Origin of the sequence: Gilvimarinus chinensis DSM 19667, from assembly GCF_000377745.1 — a bacterium.
Lineage (GTDB): Bacteria > Pseudomonadota > Gammaproteobacteria > Pseudomonadales > Cellvibrionaceae > Gilvimarinus > Gilvimarinus chinensis.
On record NZ_KB898707.1, the window covers coordinates 574,061 to 593,627 of the forward strand.

The window sequence follows — 19,567 nt, forward strand, 5'->3', positions numbered from 1 at the left end:
TTCCACTTCTACGTTATGCGGGAAGTGGAAGTTCAATTTTTACTCATAATAACTGGATAATAATACTGTGCTTCATTCGGTTGATTACTTTGTTATCGCTTTTTATGTCGTTGCCATTATGGCCATCGGTTTATACGTGGCTTCCAAGCAAAAAAAAGGTGCCAGCCTTTTTTTAGGTGATAAAAGTGTGGGTTTTACCAGTATAGGAATGTCCATTTGGGGGACTAATATTGGACCGTCGTTCTTGGTGGCCAGTTTTGGTGCTGCCTATGGGTCGGGCATGCTGGTGGCTAACTTCGAATGGATGGCTTGGATTTTTCTTCTGTTATTGGCCATGGTTTTCTCTCCATATTATTTAGGCTTGAATGTACCTACCATTCCACAGATTATTAAGCGCCGGTTTGGCGATACCATGTACCGATTGCTGACGATTTACTCGTTATGCACCATAGTGGTGGTGTGGCTTGGCGGCGGGCTATACGTTGGCGGTCTGCTTTTTACCCAGTTTATGGGCTGGGATTTGACGCTTTCTATCTTGTTTCTTTTAGTTGTTGCAACCAGCTTTACCGTAGTAGGGGGGTTGGCCGCTGTGATTGTAACGGATGCCTTCCAAACTATATTAATGATTGTCGGTATGGCAGCGCTGACTTTCATTGGCCTGTATGAGTTAGGCGGAGTTGAGGTCTTGATTGAAAAAACCCCAGCTTCATACTGGACCTTAATCGATCCAGATTCCTCCGCTGTTCCTTGGTACTCATTCCTCTTAGGCTTTCCCGTCATGGCTGTCTGGTTTTGGTGTACAGACCAGACAATAGTGCAACGTGTTTTTGCGGCGAAAGATCTGCCCACTGCTCAAAAAGGGGTGTTTTTGGCTGCAGCCCTTAAAATTTTACCTCCTTTTATTTTTATTTTACCTGGAATTATTTTCTTTAGTTTGAACCCAGGGATTGAAAACTCCGACCAAGCTTTTATCGCTATGGTTAGTGAGTATATGCCAATTGGTTTTCGTGGCTTGATGATCGCGGTGCTCATTGCTGCACTTATAAGCACCTTGGACTCCGGGCTTAATTCGTTCAGTACGATATTTACATTAGATTTGTATCAGCCGGTCATCCGAAAAGGAAAACAAGTGTCTAACAAAGAAGTTCGGTTTGTTGGGCAAATGGTAACTTTAGGGGCTAGTGTGCTCGCCTTTTTCTGGGCCGTTGCTATGGACAGTGTCTCGGCTAACCTATTTGAACTTTTGCAAAGCCTTATTGCATTTTTAGCACCGCCGTTGAGTACGCTGTTTCTAGTGGGTTTGTTTTGGCGCCGGGTGACTGCCGCAGGTGCCACTTATGGCTTTTCTCTGTCTTGCCTGCTTTGTGTGAGCGTGGGTTTTTTTAGTGTCAATGAGCAAACGTTTGGACTGTTTGATACGTGGCCTCACTTCCTTACCACGACTTTCATTCTATTTGTAATATCGGTGTTGTTGACGGTAGTCATTTCTTTGCTGACTAAGCCTTCCCCGGATGAGCAATGGCTTCCAACATTCAAGCAGATGTCGGTTCAGAACGGCTCAAACACGAAACCTATTTGGTTAGCATGGGGAGTTCTGGCATTGATCATGGCCTTTCTTTACGGTGGGTTTCAATATTTGGCGTCAAGAGACGTTGTATTGTCACAAGAAGTAGAGCCGGAGTTGGCATCTAGACCCCTCAAGCCGCAAGTGTCGGTCTATCGTGGCGAATCACCGGTTTTTGATGGCTGGGTTAACTCAGATGAGTACCACGACGCTACCAAGCTTGAGGGTATCGATGGTTGGATGGCTCAATTTTCGCCCGTAAAGGATAAGTCTGATCTATCTGGAGAGGTTTACATTAAGCACGATGGTGAGTATCTCTATTTTGCATTTGATATTACTGATGACCTTTTATACGGGATTAATACAGAACGCTGGTTGCCTGAAGAAAACCCGCGTGCACATGAGCTGAGCCGTGAAGGCTTTCCCTGGTTTGGTGATGGCGTAGAAGTTCTTATCAATGCCGAAAATAAAGCCAGTATGAAAGAGGGAGAGCTAAATAAGGGGAATGGCTCTAGTTGGCAAATGGTAGTGAGTACTCATAAATCTCGTTTGGGCGGATTGCAAGAAGGTGGGCTTCTGGAGGGGGAAGAGCGATCACTAAAATCCGCATGGGATAACTATCAGAGCTGGATTTTATCGGGGGCAATGCAGGCAAAAGTGCGTATAAAACCGGATTTTTCGGGCTACTCATTAGAATGGAGGATCAAGCCTGACCCGACAATGGAAATTTCTCCTGGAGTGTTTTGGTCCCCGAAAATGTCGATGACAGAAATGGGGTTGAATATTGCTGTTGGCGATTTGGATGAGCCTCATAAAGAGAACTGGGGAGGATTTCATCACGAAAACTGGTGGTCGGGTGAACGAGATAAGCGAACCTGGTTGAAGCATTGGGGCACTATGCACTTGTACGGTGGATATCGCTCTGAATATAACCATTAAATTTTCGAAGGGCTGAGTGTGAATAATTTTATCGATAATCGTTACCCAACCGTCAACGATCTGAGGGCGAAAGCCAGAAAACGTATTCCCAGGTTTGCATTCGATTATTTAGAAGGCGGTTGCATGGATGAGCTGGGCCTGCAGCGCAATCGCGAAGGTATCGAGGCAGTCCAATTGCGCAGTGAGTTGCTCAAGCCTTATTCCGGCTGTAATTTGAGCGTGGAGTTATTTGGTCATACATATTCATCACCTTTTGGAATTGCACCAATTGGGTTGCAGGGGCTTATGTGGCCAAATGCTCCCGAAATTCTTGCTGCTGTAGCACTGAAAAAAAACATCCCTTATGTCTTAAGTACGGTTTCATCCAGCAGTCTTGAGCGTATCGCTGAGATTTCAGAAGGTAATGCCTGGTATCAATTCTATAACCCTACGGATGACAGCATTCGAAAGGATTTGCTACGGCGTGTTGATCGCGCAGGCTATAAGGTGTTGGTGGTTACCGTTGATGTACAAACTTTTGGTTATCGCCCAAGAGATATCAAAAATGGTTTATCCATGCCGCCTAAAATGACCCTGCGTAATATTATGCAAATGTTGTCTTGCCCACGTTGGCTTATCGAGACCGCCATTGCCGGTAAACCCGAAATGCAAACATTGAAACCCTATATGCCTAAAGGTATGCCAGTGGATCAATTGGCAGAATTTATGAACAAAACCGTTATGGGGCGAGTAGATGTTGAAGGTTTGAAGCCCATTCGTGACGCTTGGCAAGGCCCATTGGTGGTTAAAGGGTTAATTAACGAAAGCGATGTGGCGGCGGCTATACAAATTGGAGCCGACGCAGTGGTAATGTCTAACCACGGGGGGCGTCAGCTAGATGCTGGGGAATCACCAGTAGAGCCTTTGCAGAGAGTGTCGAAAAAGTATGGTGAGCAGATAAAAATTTTTATGGATAGTGGGTTGCGCTCCGGTACAAATATCGCTGCTGCATTAGCCAGTGGAGCGGACTTTACCTTTCTTGGTCGACCATTTGTGTATGGTTTAGGTGCTTTGGGTAAAAAAGGTGGTTTGCACACCATCAACTGTCTACATAAGCAAATGGAGCAAATCATGAATCAACTAGGTTGTGAAAGTGTTGATCAGCTACCCCACTTTCTAGTTCCAAATAAGCCCATTAATTAAGCCATTGGGCAAAGGAAGGTATAGGTTATGAATAATGCTGTTCTCCCTAAGCGTGAAATTTCAAATACGGGATTATCTGTGGATGAGCTGGGTTTTGGTTGCGCCCCTCTGGGCAATTTATACCAACCTGTGTCTGATGCTGAAGCTGTAGAGACGCTGGCAGCGGCTTGGCAGCTGGGGTTTCGTCATTACGATACTGCGCCTCACTACGGCCAGGGCCTCAGTGAGCGTCGTACAGGGGATGCTCTGCGACACTTACAGGGTGGCGAGTATGTGCTGTCGAGCAAGGTTGGGCGCTTGTTAAAACCTGCGGGGTATTGTCACGAGCGTCATGGATTTATTTCGCCTATGCCCTTTGATATTAGCTATGACTACAGTTACGACGGTGTTATGCGGTCCTATGAAGACAGCATCATGCGTTTGGGCCTGGATCGCATCGACATACTCTACATTCATGACATTGGCCGTATGACTCATGGCGAAGCTAATGATGAATTGTTTAAAACTGCTATGGATGGTGGTTATAAAGCCCTGGATGAGTTGCGATCTCAGGGGTTGGTTAAGGCCATTGGTTTAGGCGTTAATGAAAGCGAGGTGTGCGAAGCGGCCTTAAAGTATGGTGACTGGGATTGTTTTTTGCTGGCGGGTCGCTATACCTTGCTTGAGCAAGAGCCACTTGCAACGCTTTTGCCTAAGTGTCAGGAGAGTAATACATCGGTCGTCGTGGGTGGCCCTTACAATTCCGGCATTCTTGCTACCGGAGTCAAAAATACTAGCACCCCTATGTACAACTACATGCCAGCTGGAGACGATGTGGTTAACCGGGTTGCAAGAATTGAGTCGGTTTGTCAGCAGTTTGATGTGTCCTTAGCGGCGGCGGCTTTGCAGTTCCCCTTGGCTCATCCGAGTGTTGTGTCAGTTATACCCGGTCTTGGTAATGTGAGTCGAATTAAACAAACTCTGGAGTTGTTCAGAGAATCAATACCTGTAGAGTTTTGGCAAACTCTACAGGATCAGAAGCTAATTGATGAGAAGGCACCCTTTCCTGGCTCAAGTAAGCCCGGTAATAGTTATGCATAATTCTGATATAAAACCTTTTTCTCGGATTGATAGTCACCAACATTTTTGGCGACGTGCACGTGGTGATTATACTTGGTTGACCCCTGAGCTAGGTGCAATCTACGACGATTTTATGCCAGAGCAACTACGAGATACTTTGTCTCGTAATGGCATAGATAAAACAGTTCTGGTGCAAGCTGCTGAAACTGATGCTGAAACTGATTTTATGTTGTCGATTGCACAATCAACACAATTTGTTGCCGGCGTTGTTGGTTGGGCTGCGCTCGATAAGCCATCTGCGGGAGATCGATTGAGAGCTTTATCCGAACACGCTAAATTCAAAGGTATTCGTCCAATGCTGCAAGCCATTGACGATATTGATTGGATGCTTTTGTCAGGGCTAGAGCCAAGCTATAAGGTGTTAACCGAGCTGGAGCTTTGTTTTGATGCGTTAATAACACCGATACATTTACCGAACCTTTACATTTTAGCTAAGCGCTACCCCACGCTAAAAATTGTCATTGACCACGCAGCAAAGCCGGATTTAATGAAAACTGATTTAACTCAATGGCAGCGTGACTTAGCCGTTGTTTCTGGGTGCGATAACGTTTATTGCAAAATTTCTGGGCTTTTAAATGAAGCCGGTCCGACTCCAACCTTTTCAAAGGTTGTTCCCGCCATTGATCATGTGTTGAATTGCTTCGGGGCTGATCGGGTTATGTGGGGTAGCGATTGGCCGGTGATTCGCTTGGCGGGGCATTACGACTCGTGGGTAAGAGACTGCCGATCTTATTTTTCCAGCTTAAGTGTTCATGAGCAAGCCTGGATTTGGGGTCAAACTGCACAAAAATTTTATGATCTTTAAGGTCGGTTTTTAACGTTTGGATAGGTGTTATGAGTAAAAAACTAGAAGGCAAAACAGTCTTGGTTACCGGTGGAGGTAGCGGGATAGGCCAAAGTATCTGTCTGAGAATGGCACAAGATGGCGCTCGAGTAATTATTCTTGACTTAACTCAAGAGGCCGCCGCGATAACGGCGGAGAAAGTAAGTGATCTTGGCGGAGAGTTCGAAGTGTATGCCTGTGATGTCGCAAACTCTTCACAGGTAAGTCAGGTTTTGAATGAAGTTACGAATAAACATTCAATAGATATTTTGATTAATAATGCTGGAGTTGCGCATGTTGGCAACATCGAGAATACAAGCGAAGAGGACTTGGATCGATTGTATGCGGTTAATGTCAAGGGGCTTTATAACGTAACTTTGGGTGTGGTTCGGTTTATGAAGTCTCAGGGGGCTGGAATTATAATTAATATGGCTTCTATTGCTTCGTCAGTAGGTCTTGCAGATCGCTTTGCTTACTCTATGTCCAAGGGGGCTGTTTTGAGTATGACCATGTCGTTGGCAAAAGATTACCTGAGTGATGGAATTCGATGCAATTGCATTTCACCTGGACGTGTTCACACTCCATTTGTAGATAATTTTATTGCAAAAAATTATCCCGACAATGGCGAAGAGATGTTTGACAAATTGTCAAAATCGCAGCCGATAGGGCGTATGGCAAAACCTGAAGAAATAGCTGGGTTAGTGGCCTATCTGTGCTCAGAAGAAGCAGCATTTATTACTGGGTCTAATTACCCTATTGATGGGGGTTTTATCACCCTAAACAGTTAGTGAATAAATGGAATTCACGTGCAGGTCTGGTGTTGTGATCCAGAGCTGTCAATTACACTCTTAGATAGAAAGGCAGTTACTATGAAATTATTACGTTATGGGCCCAAGGGGCAGGAAAAGCCTGGCATCGTTGATGCTACTGGTTGCATTCGAAGCTTGTCTGGTGTGGTTTCTGATATCAGCGGTACCGATATTTCTCCAGAGTCGCTTAAAAAACTCGCGGCGCTTGATTTGTCCACTTTGCCCGAGGTCAGTGCGTCTGAGCGGCTTGGTCCATGTGTAGGTAATGTGGGAAAGTTTCTCTGTATTGGGTTGAATTATGCTGACCATGCCGCTGAGTCTGGGGCACAAGTACCCTCCGAACCAGAGATGTTTACTAAGGCTACAAGCTCTATTAATGGCCCTAATGACGATATTATCATCCCCAAAAACAGCCAAAAGACGGACTGGGAAGTAGAGTTAGCCATTGTGATTGGGCAAGAGGCCCGTTATGTTTCTGAAGAGGATGCCGAAGATTACATTGCTGGGTATTGTGTCTGCAACGACGTGTCTGAGCGAGAGTTTCAATTGGAGCGAGGTGTGCAGTGGGACAAAGGCAAGGGCTGCGATACCTTTGGGCCGATTGGACCTTGGTTAGTGACTAAAGATGAAGTAGGTGACCCTACCAATTTATCGATGTGGCTTGAGGTTAATGGCCATCGATATCAAAACGGTAATACCAATACCATGGTTTTTAAGCCAGCCGCTATTGTTAGCTATTTAAGTCAGTTTATGAGTTTGCAGCCAGGAGATGTTATTTCAACTGGCACGCCTCCGGGTGTAGGTTTGGGGCAAAAGCCACCTGTGTATTTAAAGCATGGTGATAAAGTTGAGTTGGGTATTGAAGGTTTGGGGCAGCAAAGCCAAACTTTTATCAACTATCAGTAAATCCACTTACCGTCTAGGTCTGCTTTAAAAGACGGAGGTCGTGGAGAACAGTGCATTTTAGGGGGTGCACAATTGGTGAAATGGTGAGGCTGTCACCCTGTAAGTCCCTTTTCATATCAGTTGCTGTGCCCGCTATGATAAACTTTAGTTTAGTGTACTGGAGAATTATTGGCCGAGTACGTACAAAGCTAAGGAATTGATGGAGGTGGCACAAGAAGTGGCGCGTAAACGTAAAGACAGCGATGTAACTGCAATAAGGGCGGTGAGTGAAGCGGCTGAGGAAAAATCCAGCTCATTGAGTCAGGCTGCCTACGATAAAATACTGCAATGGGTTTTCGAAAGAAAGTTAAGCCCAGGCGCGTTTATGTCACAGAGTGAGCTGTCTAAGCTGATGGATATTCCCATGCAGCCACTGCGTGATGCCTTGAAGGTGTTGGAGGGTGAGAATATGCTCACCATTCACCCTCGTTCGGGGATTCAGTTTCGAAAACCGGATTTAGAGTTTTTACGAGATACTTATCAATTCAGAACAATTATTGAAACTGCTGCGGCGCGAAATTTCGCGCAGTTTGGAGATGATAAGCTCATCCAAACGTTGATTGATGAGCATAAAGCGCTTATCGCCATAGTCGATGAAAAGGGGGTTAACGATGAGGTTTTGGCTTTAATTGAGCAAAACGAACAACGCTTTCATGGCGCGTTAATTTCCAGCCTTCGAAACGAGTTTGTAGAAGTCACTGCGACCAAATTGAAATATTATATTAAGTTGATTCAGCTTGAACATTTCTTTACGCCGCCCCTGGTAAAGCAAACCCTTGGTGAGCACATCAATATATTGGAGGCGTGCGCACGTCGCGATGAAGAGGCCGCTGTAGCGGCGTTGACAATACATTTCAAAGAAGCCATGCATCGTCATTTAAGAATGTTTTAACCCCCCCTGGAACTGTTTAATCTGTAGCGGCTCGGCGTAGATTTACCAGCCGCAATCTCAACCCTCTCTCTAAATTTCCTGTCGTACCCTGCGCATCACAGCTCTTGCTCGGCTGCCGCTGGTTAGCCAATCAACCCGCTATTTTTCAATATCTATGCATAAGGCAATTTTTACTTGACCTTTTGCTGTAAGATATTAATATGGTTTTCATGATATTTTATATGTTAGTTATAAAATATTATATGCGCGAGAAGATATAAATATAAATTTCAAGGAGTTCTCGAATGACTAACTTAGAAAATTCTCGATGTATAAAATCTCCGTGGCAAGGCTTCCTTTCAGCATTGTTTATTTCAGCGACGTGTGCGATTTCATCGGTAGCCTTAGCCCAGCCATTTTATGTTTCACCCGATGGTGACGATGCTAACCCCGGTACGTTACAGCAACCTTTTCAAACCCTTCAGCAGGCTCGAGACGTTGTGCGCACAGTCAACGATTCAATGAGTCAGGATGTTTATGTTTATTTACGAGGGGGGCACTACCCTCTGAGCCAGCCTGTAGAATTCAACTCACAGGATTCGGGCACTAACGGCTACCGCGTTATTTATCAGGCTTATGGAAATGAAACTCCCGTGATTCATGGGGCCACTAAAGTTACAGGATGGACTCAGCATAACGGCAATATCTATAAAGCGACATTGAACCGTGCGGAAAAGTTGCGAACTTTGATTGTCAACGGTGAGCGCGCTTACATGGCGAGTAAACGTGTACCTACTACTGGCAGCTGGGGAAGTTACAGCATCACTGCTGGACAAAGCGATTGGGCGAGAATTAGTGGTACACACCCCGATGGTGCGACCTATAGCCTGGCGGACGTGCCTTCAATTAATAGACCCACTGACCTGGAAATTATGAACCAGACGAAGTGGAATACTAATTTCGTTACGGTACGAGAATCGGTGGTTGAAGGGGGCAATCGAGTACTGAAATTCTCCCAGCCTTATGCAGCAATTGCAATGAACCAAAACTGGGGTTCGTTCAGCATCAGTGGAAACCACACCCTACTCAACGCCTATGAATTCTTAGACGAGCCCAACGAGTTTTATTTCGATCGTAGCAGTAACACGCTTTACTATTATAGTGACGGTGTCGATATGCTTACCGCTGAAGTATGGGCCCCGCAAGCAGCTGAACTGTTAAATTTGACTGGAGACTCAAAGGCGAATCGAATAGAGAATATTACTTTTAGCGGGATTACTTTTGCTTATACCGATGCGATTCTTCCTGAAGTGGCAGGGTCTGCCGGAAAATCTACAGTGCAAGCCGCCACTTGGAAAACTGCCTATAGTGATGGGAATTGGCATAACGATAAATATACGGCGTACGATGTAATGCGCGGCGCAATTAATGTGAATCACGCAGCGTCTATTCGTTTTGAAGACGGGGCAATTAAGCATATAGGCAATGAAGGGATTAACTTTACTAACGATGTAATCAACAGCCAAATTGTTGGAAACGCTATTATTGATACAGGTGGTTCGGGTATTAATGTTGCCCACCCTCAGCATGTGTATATCGGTGATGGCGGGCAGTATGAAAAGTACTCGGCCAGTGATGAAGGGGTTGTGCAAAATATTTTGATAAGCAACAACCTTCTTTACGATACTACGCGACTTTATTGGGGGCATGCTGCAATTACCGCTTTTTTTACGGACGGTTTAACAATTGAGCATAATCAAATTCAAAACACCAAGTACTCGGGAGTAAGTTTGGGCTGGGGTTGGAACAACTTTGCACCTGAAACAACACCTAATAACCCAACCACGGTGGCTCAAAATAACAAGTTTAACTACAACCGTGTTTATAATGTTATGACCGTGCTTGAGGATGGTGGAGCCTTTTATACATTGGGCAATCAGCCCAACTCAGAGGCCAGCGGTAACTACGTCAAAGCGCCTAGCACACATTTTCAAGGGGTTTATCACCCGGACGAAGGTACTGCTTGGTACACAGGAACTGATTTGGTCTTTGAGGTCGTACCAGGGCAGGATAACTTTGAGTTAAACGCCTGGCGTGATAAGCACGATAATCACTACAGTAATATTTACACGACTTCGAGTGCTAATCAAACAGGAGCCCCTAATTCAACAATAACCAATATGTTTGTCTATCCAGATGCCGATTGGCCGTATGAAGCCTTAAATATTATTGCCAATGCAGGGCTTCAGTCTGGATACCAGCATCTTCTCACCGATATACCAGAGCCACCTGAGGTGCCTGGGCTGAATGCTTCCACGGCAGGGGAAATAATTGAAGCAGAAGGTGGCGTGTTACTTGGTACGGGCACTGTGTTCAGTGATGCCGATGCATCGGCCGGTTATGCCGTTGAAAATATTCACACAAATGGAGCGGGCGTTGAATTCGTTAATGTCCCTCGCGCTACCGCCATACAGTTGCGTTACACCTCAAAAAAATCCGGATCTTATAGTGTGTATGTAGATGGACAGCATGCTGCAGATATTAACTTTGATGCGACAGGGGCGTGGTCGGGGTCATACGCTGACACTGATATTGTTTATCTGAATGTCCCCGAAGGTGCAACTCTTAGGTTGCAGAAGGATACAGGTGATGAAGGGATTAATATCGACTATGTACTTCTGATCGATCAAAGTTTTAAGCAAGAGGCGGAAGAGGGAACCTTGCTCGGGGGTGTTGCTGTTGATGCTACGCATTCGGGGTACAGTGGGAGTGGCTTTGTAGGGGATATCTTTAATACAGGGGACGGCGTTCAGTTTAATATCAATGCGTTGGTCACTGGTAAATATCTGGTCGATGTGCGTTATGCAATGGGATCTTACGGTCCCGCAGGTGATCGTACAATGAGCGTTTATGTTGATAATTCACATCAAGTTCAGGCTAATTTTGTCAGTACGGGTGCTTGGGATGTGTGGTCTCAGGCGGAGCAGGAGATTAGCTTGATACAGGGTGTGAACAGCCTAAGGTATATTCTTGATGCGGGAGATACGGGTCATATTAATATTGACTCTATAAAACTTGCACAGAAGGTTGAAGCAGAAGATGGAGTGCTGACCTCGGTGGTGGCCGATAACAACCATAGTGGTTTCAGTGGTTTTGGTTTTGTTGCAGAAATGCTCCAAGTGGGTGATGCCGTCGAAATGATGGTTCATGCACCTAGTGCTGGGCAATACCAACTGGATATTCACTATGCCATGGGACCAGATGGCCCCGCAGGTGATCGCTCTGTAAGCCTTTATGTGAATGGCGTAGATCACGTCCAAAGCGTCTTCACCGATACTGGGAGTTGGAGCAGCTGGGCGGTTAAATCTCAAACGGTTAGTTTAAATGCTGGAGAGAACTTTATTCGTTTTCAGCGAGATGGTACAGATACTGGCTGGATCAATTTTGATTATCTTGTTTTAAGATAATAAGGTTTTTGTTTGAGCGTGGGCTATTGGCTTCACTTTGTGAAGCCTTTTTTCGTTTTACGTGTGCAAAACAGTTGTTCTGCAGGGGTAATAAAAAGGTAGTTTGGATTTATTCCCTAACTTGCCATTTCTATTATGCTTTTTAAGGTTGAGGGCAGAGTAGTAATTTCTTGCTCGAGTTTAATTACGCTGCTTTTATTAGAGGTGGCCCAATATAGTCCCGGGGTTAACGTAGAATGTATCCGTTTTAAGTTTAGTCTTTAAACGCAATCCAGGCGCAAAATGTTAAGTTGTTAAAAATGGGGCTGATTCGAGTTAGCCCTGCCTGTTCTAGCAGCTCAATATTTTCGTCTTCGTAAAGTGGGGTCATCACTCCCGCTAAGCTCTCTGACTTTGCGCTAATTTCTGCTTTACTAAAGCCTTGGTCTACTTTGTATTGACTGTGCGCTCGCTGCATTAACTGCTCCAAGCGTTGATCACGACGTTTAATCTTTTCGGCGAGAATAACAGCGCCTCCAGGCTGTAAGCGGCTTTGAATTTTTTTCAGTAGGTTCAGGCGTTGCGTCGGCTCGATAAACTGCAAGGTGTACGACAGTATGGCTACCGAGCAGGGGGCCATATCGTATTCACGAATATCCGCGCATTCGTATTGGACCGCGTCACCAGCGCTTTTTGCCGCTTGAATCATATTCGGTTCGACATCTACTCCGATGATCCTTGCGTGAGGTATACGCTGTTTTAATTGTTTGCACAGTCGGCCGGTGGAGCAGCCCAGCTCATACACAACACCGTTTTGAGGTAACAGCTGCTCGCTCAAACGAATAATCGTTTCGTGCAGTTGCGGGTAAAAAGGAATAGAGCGATTTATGTGTGAATCAAAATGACGCCATACTTCACCGCCGAAACTCCAGCTGCGTGGTGCGGCTTCGATGCCGTCGCCCACATTAGCGGCGCTTTTACGCAGCATCCAATAACGCTGGTTCTGGTGGCGGTAGGCGAGCTCATAGGTTAACAAGTGGCCGCTAGCCAGAATGTCGAAGTGTGCAGAGAATAATCTTTGGTAGTTCTCCACTGTGCGGTAGCGTTGCACCTTGGCACTGTTAAACGTCATCCACAGTGCATTTTTCCAAAAGGGGCCGCGAAATTTCTTCAGCCGGTAAATGCTTTGCTGGGTTCCCGGCTTTAGAGTTTGCCAGCTGCTGTGTAAAAAGTTATGCAGCCAGCTCTTACCGTTGTAGGCGTATTCGCAACTTTCGCGGATAAAAATTTGCCCCCCGGGTTTTAGCTCGGCTTGCAAGTTCTGCAGCAGTGACTGGCTGTCATCATCGTCCAGGTACATAAACAGCCAGTTGATAAAAATAAAATCGAAAGGTTCGGCGTCGTTGTGGTATTCCAGCGCGTCAATGCTTTGGTAGGTGATGTTGTCGAATTGCGAGTGCTTAAGGCGGTTTTGTTGCAGCGCTTCGGTGGAAATATCCAGCGCTGTAACCGATTGTGAGCGGCGTGCGAGCTCGCCGGTAAAGCGACCCGTGCCTGCGCCAAGCTCCAGCACTTGGCAGCCCTCAAGCGGGGGCAAGAGTGCGAAAATTTCTTTAAGCTCGCTCTCGTTTAAGGTTTTTAATTCGGGCCGGGATGCCAGCGCCGTGCCCAGCGCTTCGCCGTTTGAGGCTTGCCAGAACTTTTTGGAGACGCGATTGGCCACTGTTGTTTACTCGTAAAGCCCGCAGGTGTTACCTGCGGGCGGCGTGCTTAGGCGTTTTTGTGCAGCTCTTCGTTCAGTTGCACCTTAGACTTGTTTGTTAAGCATTCGGTGCGGCCGGTTTGCGAGTTGCGGCGGAACAGCAAGTCGTCTTTATTGGCCAGGTCGCGTGCTTTAACCACTTCAACTTCGTTGCCAGCGTCATCCAGTACCGCCACCTTGGTGCCTGCGGTAATGTACAAACCGGATTCGATGGTGCAGCGATCCCCCAGCGGAATACCGGTACCAGCGTTGGCACCTAGCAGGCATTCTTTACCGACGCTGATAACAATGTTGCCGCCGCCAGACAGGGTGCCCATGGTAGAGCTGCCGCCACCCAAGTCGGAGCCGGATTCAACGAACACGCCCGCTGAGATACGGCCTTCGATCATGCCTGGGCCGGCAGTACCGGCATTAAAGTTCACAAAACCTTCGTGCATGATGGTGGTGCCCTCACCCAGGTAGGCGCCCAAGCGCACGCGCGCGGTGTGCGCAATGCGCACGCCTGTAGGCACGACGTAGTTGGTCATTTTGGGGAATTTATCCACGCAGGCAACTTCAAGGACTTCGCCGTTTAAACGCGCTTGCAGTTGACGCTCGGGCAGCTCATCCAGCTCGATAGGGCCCTGGTTGGTCCAGGCCAGATTTTTCAGGGCGCCAAATACGCCGTTTAAGTTTGTGCCGTGCGGCTTAACCAGGCGGTGAGAAATCAGGTGCAGCTTCAAAAAGCCCTCAGGCACCGAGCCTGGTGCATCGTCGCTACCGAGAATCGTCGCCACAAGAGGCCTTGCGCTGGCGGCCAGTTGTTGTGCAATCTGGGCTTGGTCTGAATTACCGGCGGCATTCAAGGCTTCGGCCAGTGCGTCGCACTGATTCACGGTAAATTCAATAACTTGGTTGCCGCCCTGGTAGCCGAGCACCTCAGCCAGAGCTTTTGCGGTGGCGGCGTTGGGGTTAAGCTCGGGGGCGGGGTAAAAAACTTCCAGCCATTCGTCTTTGCGGTTTTTGGTGCCGACGCCAAGGCCGACGCTGTATAACTCAGTCATGATGGGTTCCGTTTGTAAGACGTTTAATGCAATGGGTTAGTGAAAAAGTTCGGCGTACTGATCGGCTTTAAAGCCGACGTGTATACCCGTGCCGGTGTCGAGCACCGGTCTTTTAATCAGTGTTGGATACTCCAGCAACAGATCCTGCACATCGCCGTTTTCGGCTTGCTGCTTCTGTGCGTCACTAAGACCTTTCCAGGTGGTAGAGCGCTTGTTGACTAAGGCTGCGCTGCCGAGACTCTCGAGCCAGGCGCGAACTTGCTGGGCGTCTAATCCGTCACTGCGAAAATCGTGAAATGTGTAGTCAACACCGGCATCTTCAAGCCAGCGGCGGGCTTTTTTAACCGTGTCGCAGTTTTTGATGCCGTAAAGGGTGGTGGTTGCCATGGGCCACTCCGTGCAAAAGCTCGCCATGATAACAAAAAAGCGAGTTTAGGGCTTGCCTGGGCCTGTTGAGACTAAGGTTTGTGCACCTTTTTAGGGTGCTTACGCGCTGGATAGCAACTACGGCATAGGCCACACACCCGGCCGTCGCAGCCTCTTGCGGTGCAGTATTCGCGGCCGTAAAAAATAATTTGTAAATGCAGCTTGTTCCAATGCTCTTCAGGGAACAGGCGCTTTAAGTCTTTCTCGGTTTGCACCACATTTTTACCGCTGGTGAGCCCCCAGCGTTGTGCCAGGCGGTGAATGTGAGTATCGACGGGGAAGGCCGGTACCCCAAAGGCCTGGGCCATTACCACGCTCGCCGTTTTATGACCTACGCCCGGCAGGGATTCCAGCGCTTCCATATCGGCAGGCACCATGCCGTTGTACTCGTCGACAAGACGCTGGCTCAGTACGGATATGGCTTTGGATTTTTGCGGTGACAGGCCGCAGGGTCGAATGACCGCTTTGATCTCTTCTACGGGTACCTTGGCCATATCGAAGGGATTGTCCGCAAGTGCCCACAGGTGGGGTGTGACCTGGTTGACCCGCTCATCGGTGCATTGCGCCGACAGCAATACAGCCACCAAGAGGCTGTAGGCATCGAAATGGTCAAGAGGAATGGGCGGCGCAGGGTATAGCTGATTTAACGTTTGTTGAATCAGCGCAACACGCTCCGCTTTGCTTAAATTTTTGCGTTCGGTTCCCACCGTTACAGCCTGCTAACAAAGCGGCGAATACGATGTGCGGCTTCAACGCATTCATCCTCGGTGGCCACCAAGGCCATGCGCACATAGTGTTCACCCGGATTCACACCATCGCATTCACGGGATAAATACGCGCCGGGTAATACGGTGATGTTTTCTTCGGCGAACAGGCGCTGGGCAAACATCTCACCACTGATAGGAAGTTTGGGCCACAGGTAAAAGCCTGCTTCGGGCATGGTGACGTCCAGGCAGTCGTCGAGAATATTCAAAACGGCGTCAAATTTGGTCCGATACGCGTCGCGGTTGGCAAGCACATGGTCTTCATCGTTCCAGGCAGCGACGCTGGCAATTTGGCTCGGTACCGGCATAGCGCAGCCATGATAGGTGCGGTAGGTTAAAAACTTTTGCAGAATCGTCGCATCGCCTGCCACAAAGCCCGAGCGTAGCCCGGGCAAGTTTGAACGCTTCGATAAACTGTGAAAGACCACGCAGCGAGCGTAGTCGTTGCGGCCCATATCGCTGGCGGCCTGCAGCAAACCGGGCGGAGGGTTTTTCTCATCGCGATACAGTTCGCTGTAGCATTCGTCCGAGGCGATAACAAAATCGTATTGATCGGCGAGCTTGATAAGGGTTTGAAATTGTTCGGTGCTGATCACCGCGCCGGTTGGGTTGCCCGGGGTGCAAATATACAGCAGTTGGCAGTCGCGCCACACTTGCGCATCAATGGCATCAAAATCAGGAATAAAACCATTGCTGGCGGTGCAGTTCAAAAAGTGTGGTTTCGCACCGGCCAGCAACGCGGCGCCTTCGTAAATTTGGTAAAAGGGATTAGGGCTGACCACTAGCGGGTTATGCTGAGATCGATCCACCACTGCTTGCGCAAAAGCGAACAGTGCTTCACGTGTGCCGTTTACCGGCAGTACTTGTGTTTCAGCATCCAAGGGTGTGCACAGTTGAAAGCGGTGGTTGGCCCAGTGCGCAATTGCTTCGCGCAGCTCAGGCAGGCCCTTGGTGGCTGGGTAATTAGCCAGCCGGTTCAGGTTTTCGCTGAGTGTGCGCAATACAAACGCTGGGGGTTCGTGTTTTGGTTCGCCAATGGATAACGCAATGTGCGCTAAATCGTTAGGCGGTGTTATGCTCGCTTTTAACGCGGCGAGCTTTTCAAAAGGGTAGGGGTGTAACAGGTCTAAGTCGTGATTCATGGGCAGTAGTCGTTAGTAGCCTGCGGCCTGGTCAACGCGGTCGTCCAGCTGGCGACAAATTTCGTCTTGCAGTCGCTTGCACAGTTCCGGATCGGACAGCGGGTTGCCTTGGTTGTCGGTAATAAAGAATATATCTTCAACGCGTTCGCCTAAGGTGGCGATTTTTGCATTTTGCAGGTGCAGATCAAAATCAATAAAGATTCGCCCGATACAGGCCAGAAGGCCGGGGCGGTCGGGACTAATCACTTCTAAAAGCGTGCAGCCGCTGATGATGTCGTTGCGAATAATCGTGCGCGTGGGGCGAGTAAAATGTTTCAATCTGCGTGGCGTTCGGCGAATGGTTTTATCTTGTGATTCGTCGGTGTCTTGCAGTTCTTTTGTCAGTGTGTCGTGAATGCGTTTTAACACCGCGGGGTCGGTGCCCAGGGGTTCGCCGTCTTGGTTGAGCACAAAGAAGGTGTCCAGGGTGTAGCCCGATTTGGAGTTGTAAATCCGGGCGTCCTGAATGCTCAGGTTCATCAAGTCGAGTGCAGAGGCAATGGCGGCAAAGACGTTGTCGCGGCCTTTGCTGCGGACGAAAATTTGCGTAGCGCCTTCCAGCTCTTTGCTGGGCGTTTCCTGAATCAGGATCAATGGCCCTTTGCTGTCATCGTGTTGAACAATCGCTTCGGTGTGCCACGCGATATCTAAGAAAGATTCGCGTAAAAAATACTCATCGTTCACATCTTCCCACACCGCGTCGCATTGCTCGGTGGTGATGTTATGCCGGTTAAGGCGCGCGATGGCAGCCTGCTGGGTTTCTTCAATCCAGTCTTGTTTATCGATGGGGTTTTCAAGCCCGCGACGCAGGGCGCGTTTGGTTTCTAGGTAAAGTGTGCGCATTAAGCTGGCGCGCCAAGTGTTCCATAAGTCGGGGTTGGTGGCGTTAATGTCGGCCACCGTCAGCGCGTAGAGGTAATCCAGATGCATCTGGTCCCCTACGGTAAGGGCAAAGTTATGGATGACTTCTGGGTCTGAGATGTCTTGCTTCTGCGAGACCGAAGACATTAATAAGTGCTTTTCGACAAGCCAGCTGATTAAACGGGTTTCGCGTGGAGATAAATTGTGGCGCACGCCAAACTCTTCCGCGTCTATCGCGCCCAGTTCTGAGTGGTCGCCACCGCGTCCTTTGGCAATATCGTGGTACAGGCCTGCCATGAGCAAGGTTTCTACTTTGGGTAAGCGCCGCATGACGTGCCAGGCCACTGGGTAATCTTCGCGGGCCTGGGGCAGTAAGAAATTACACAGGTTCTGTACCAGCAGCAGGGTGTGTGCATCGACCGTATAAATATGAAACAGGTCGTGCTGCATTTGCCCGGTAACACGGCCAAACTCGGGCAGATAAAGCCCCAAAATACCGTACCGCGACATTCGCTTTAAGTTTTCTACTAACTGGTCTGGATAGCTGAATAACTGTAAAAACAGCCCGGTGTTACGCGAATCGGTACGATAGCTCTCGTCAATAAGGTGGCGATTCTCGCGCATCAAGCGAATGGTCGAGGCACGCACGCCGCGGATGTCTGGGTTTTGCGCCATCAGCACAAAAATTTCCAGCATCGCTGAGGGCGATTCTTCAAAAACGTAAATGTGAGCGACTTCAATATAGTCATCACGGCGTTGAAACCGCTCGTTGATGGGCGTGACGGTTTTCTTGACGCCGCGCTGCAAAATGGCTTCATAGAGAAATTGCAGCAGTACATCGTTGAGTTCACGCAGCGACATCACCAGGCGATAATATTTGTGCATAAACTGCTCAACGGCGAGGTTTTCATCGTTGTCTTTATAGCCAAATATTTTCGCCAGTTCGCGCTGGTGGTCAAACAGCAGTCTATCTTCCGGGCGCTTGGCAATCATGTGCAGCCCGTATCGCACACGCCACAGAAATTCTTCGCCGTTTTGCAGTAAAGAGAATTCTTCTTCGGTGAAAAAGCCTTTGCCGTCCAGTTGTTTGAGTGTGCGAACCTTAAAAAAGCGCTTTGCCACCCAGCCGATCATTTGAATATCGCGCAGCCCGCCGGGCGCGTTTTTGATGTTGGGCTCTAAGTTGTATTCGCTGTTTTTGTATTTCTCGTGACGTTGCTCTTGCTCTGCAAACTTCGCTTTGAAAAACTCATCGGCAGGCCAGAGTTTATCGGTATCAGCTTTGGCGCGCAGCTGTTCGCGTAAATTGGCGTCGCCCACTAATGTGCGCGACTCCATCAAATTCGTGGCGACGGTGATGTCACTGCGGCCAATTTCCAGGCACTGGTTTACGGTGCGCACACTGTGGCCGATTTCCAGACCGATATCCCATAGCAGCGTAAGAAAGCGCTCTAAGTTCTCGCGGCAGCTTTCTTCTAAGCCTGCGTCGAGCAAAATCAGAAGATCGATGTCTGAATGTGGGTGCAGCTCGCAGCGCCCATAACCGCCTACGGCTTCTAAGCTGATGCCTTTGGGCCAGTCAAATTGATACCAGGCGTAGTGCAACAGGCAGTCGACAAACAGCGCTCGCTCGTGAATCAGTGCGCGTATATCTTCGCCCTCGCAAAAACGCACATCAAACTGAGCGTTTGCGGCGGTGATGGCGTCTTTAAATACGGTGATGACGGGTTGCTCTGCCAGAGCCCGCCGAAAGCGGCTCTGGTCAAAGAAAAATAGCGGGCGAGTGAAATAGGGCAGGCTGTCGTCGGTCACTGTCGGGGTTTCCGTCACGG

The 19,567-nt window shown here is 48.3% G+C and carries 14 protein-coding genes; 8 read left to right on the forward strand and 6 right to left on the reverse strand.

Annotation, left to right across the window (positions count from 1 at the left end; all coding sequences use genetic code 11):
- Positions 1-67: 67 nt before the first annotated feature.
- The 8 genes from D568_RS0108575 to D568_RS19785 all read left to right on the forward strand — a co-directional run bounded on the left by D568_RS0108575 (position 68) and on the right by D568_RS19785 (position 11,719).
- Positions 68-2,503 carry a sodium:solute symporter family transporter gene (locus tag D568_RS0108575; protein ID WP_020209183.1) on the forward strand — a complete coding sequence of 812 codons (2,436 nt, stop codon included), beginning with the start codon at positions 68-70 and terminating at the stop codon, positions 2,501-2,503.
- An 18-nt stretch (positions 2,504-2,521) separates the two neighbouring features.
- On the forward strand, positions 2,522-3,685 hold the full coding sequence (locus D568_RS0108580) for an alpha-hydroxy acid oxidase (protein WP_020209184.1): 1,164 nt from the start codon (positions 2,522-2,524) through the stop codon (positions 3,683-3,685).
- A gap of 27 nt (positions 3,686-3,712) precedes the next feature.
- Positions 3,713-4,765 (forward strand): aldo/keto reductase, encoded by a 1,053-nt coding sequence (locus D568_RS0108585; protein ID WP_020209185.1) that lies wholly within the window; start codon positions 3,713-3,715, stop codon positions 4,763-4,765.
- The gene (locus D568_RS0108590; protein WP_020209186.1) at positions 4,758-5,609 is read left to right on the forward strand and encodes an amidohydrolase family protein; all 852 of its coding nucleotides are present in this window, start codon (positions 4,758-4,760) and stop codon (positions 5,607-5,609) included. Before D568_RS0108585 ends, D568_RS0108590 begins: the two co-directional genes overlap by 8 nt.
- Positions 5,610-5,638: 29 nt before the next feature.
- Complete coding sequence (locus D568_RS0108595; protein WP_026286924.1) at positions 5,639-6,415, forward strand: SDR family NAD(P)-dependent oxidoreductase; 777 nt, start codon at positions 5,639-5,641, stop codon at positions 6,413-6,415.
- A gap of 81 nt (positions 6,416-6,496) precedes the next feature.
- Positions 6,497-7,342, forward strand: coding sequence for a fumarylacetoacetate hydrolase family protein (locus D568_RS0108600; protein ID WP_020209188.1), 846 nt, complete (start codon positions 6,497-6,499; stop codon positions 7,340-7,342).
- Positions 7,343-7,541: 199 nt separating this feature from the next.
- Complete coding sequence (locus tag D568_RS0108605) at positions 7,542-8,273, forward strand: GntR family transcriptional regulator (RefSeq protein WP_020209189.1); 732 nt, start codon at positions 7,542-7,544, stop codon at positions 8,271-8,273.
- A 284-nt stretch (positions 8,274-8,557) separates the two neighbouring features.
- Positions 8,558-11,719 carry a CBM35 domain-containing protein gene (locus D568_RS19785; protein ID WP_020209190.1) on the forward strand — a complete coding sequence of 1,054 codons (3,162 nt, stop codon included), beginning with the start codon at positions 8,558-8,560 and terminating at the stop codon, positions 11,717-11,719.
- Positions 11,720-11,972: 253 nt separating this feature from the next.
- On the opposite strand, the gene D568_RS0108615 is transcribed toward D568_RS19785, so the two are convergent.
- The 6 genes from D568_RS0108615 to D568_RS0108640 form a co-directional block, all read right to left on the reverse strand.
- A complete protein-coding gene (locus D568_RS0108615) occupies positions 11,973-13,421 on the reverse strand; it encodes a methyltransferase domain-containing protein (RefSeq protein WP_020209191.1) in 1,449 nt (482 codons plus the stop codon).
- Between the two features lie 47 nt (positions 13,422-13,468).
- Positions 13,469-14,503 (reverse strand): 2,3,4,5-tetrahydropyridine-2,6-dicarboxylate N-succinyltransferase, encoded by a 1,035-nt coding sequence (gene dapD / locus D568_RS0108620; protein ID WP_020209192.1) that lies wholly within the window; start codon positions 14,501-14,503, stop codon positions 13,469-13,471.
- Between the two features lie 36 nt (positions 14,504-14,539).
- On the reverse strand, positions 14,540-14,890 hold the full coding sequence (locus D568_RS0108625; RefSeq protein ID WP_020209193.1) for an ArsC family reductase: 351 nt from the start codon (positions 14,888-14,890) through the stop codon (positions 14,540-14,542).
- Between the two features lie 71 nt (positions 14,891-14,961).
- On the reverse strand, positions 14,962-15,636 hold the full coding sequence (gene nth / locus D568_RS0108630; RefSeq protein ID WP_020209194.1) for an endonuclease III: 675 nt from the start codon (positions 15,634-15,636) through the stop codon (positions 14,962-14,964).
- Between the two features lie 2 nt (positions 15,637-15,638).
- Entirely contained in the window at positions 15,639-16,835 is a 1,197-nt protein-coding gene (gene dapC, locus D568_RS0108635; RefSeq protein ID WP_020209195.1) for a succinyldiaminopimelate transaminase, read from the reverse strand.
- Positions 16,836-16,847: 12 nt separating this feature from the next.
- Positions 16,848-19,565 carry a [protein-PII] uridylyltransferase gene (locus D568_RS0108640; protein WP_211211645.1) on the reverse strand — a complete coding sequence of 906 codons (2,718 nt, stop codon included), beginning with the start codon at positions 19,563-19,565 and terminating at the stop codon, positions 16,848-16,850.
- Between the last annotated feature and the right edge of the window lie 2 nt (positions 19,566-19,567).

Excerpts from the sequence above, each read along its gene's own strand:
- D568_RS0108585 (WP_020209185.1), top strand. The coding sequence starts at position 3,713 with ATGAATAATGCTGTTCTCCCTAAGCGTGAAATTTCAAATACGGGATTA.
- D568_RS0108590 (WP_020209186.1), top strand. The coding sequence starts at position 4,758 with ATGCATAATTCTGATATAAAACCTTTTTCTCGGATTGATAGTCACCAA.
- D568_RS0108595 (WP_026286924.1), top strand. The coding sequence starts at position 5,639 with ATGAGTAAAAAACTAGAAGGCAAAACAGTCTTGGTTACCGGTGGAGGT.
- D568_RS0108600 (WP_020209188.1), top strand. The coding sequence starts at position 6,497 with ATGAAATTATTACGTTATGGGCCCAAGGGGCAGGAAAAGCCTGGCATC.
- D568_RS0108605 (WP_020209189.1), top strand. The coding sequence starts at position 7,542 with ATGGAGGTGGCACAAGAAGTGGCGCGTAAACGTAAAGACAGCGATGTA.
- D568_RS19785 (WP_020209190.1), top strand. The coding sequence starts at position 8,558 with ATGACTAACTTAGAAAATTCTCGATGTATAAAATCTCCGTGGCAAGGC.
- dapD (WP_020209192.1), bottom strand. The coding sequence starts at position 14,503 with ATGACTGAGTTATACAGCGTCGGCCTTGGCGTCGGCACCAAAAACCGC.
- D568_RS0108625 (WP_020209193.1), bottom strand. The coding sequence starts at position 14,890 with ATGGCAACCACCACCCTTTACGGCATCAAAAACTGCGACACGGTTAAA.
- dapC (WP_020209195.1), bottom strand. The coding sequence starts at position 16,835 with ATGAATCACGACTTAGACCTGTTACACCCCTACCCTTTTGAAAAGCTC.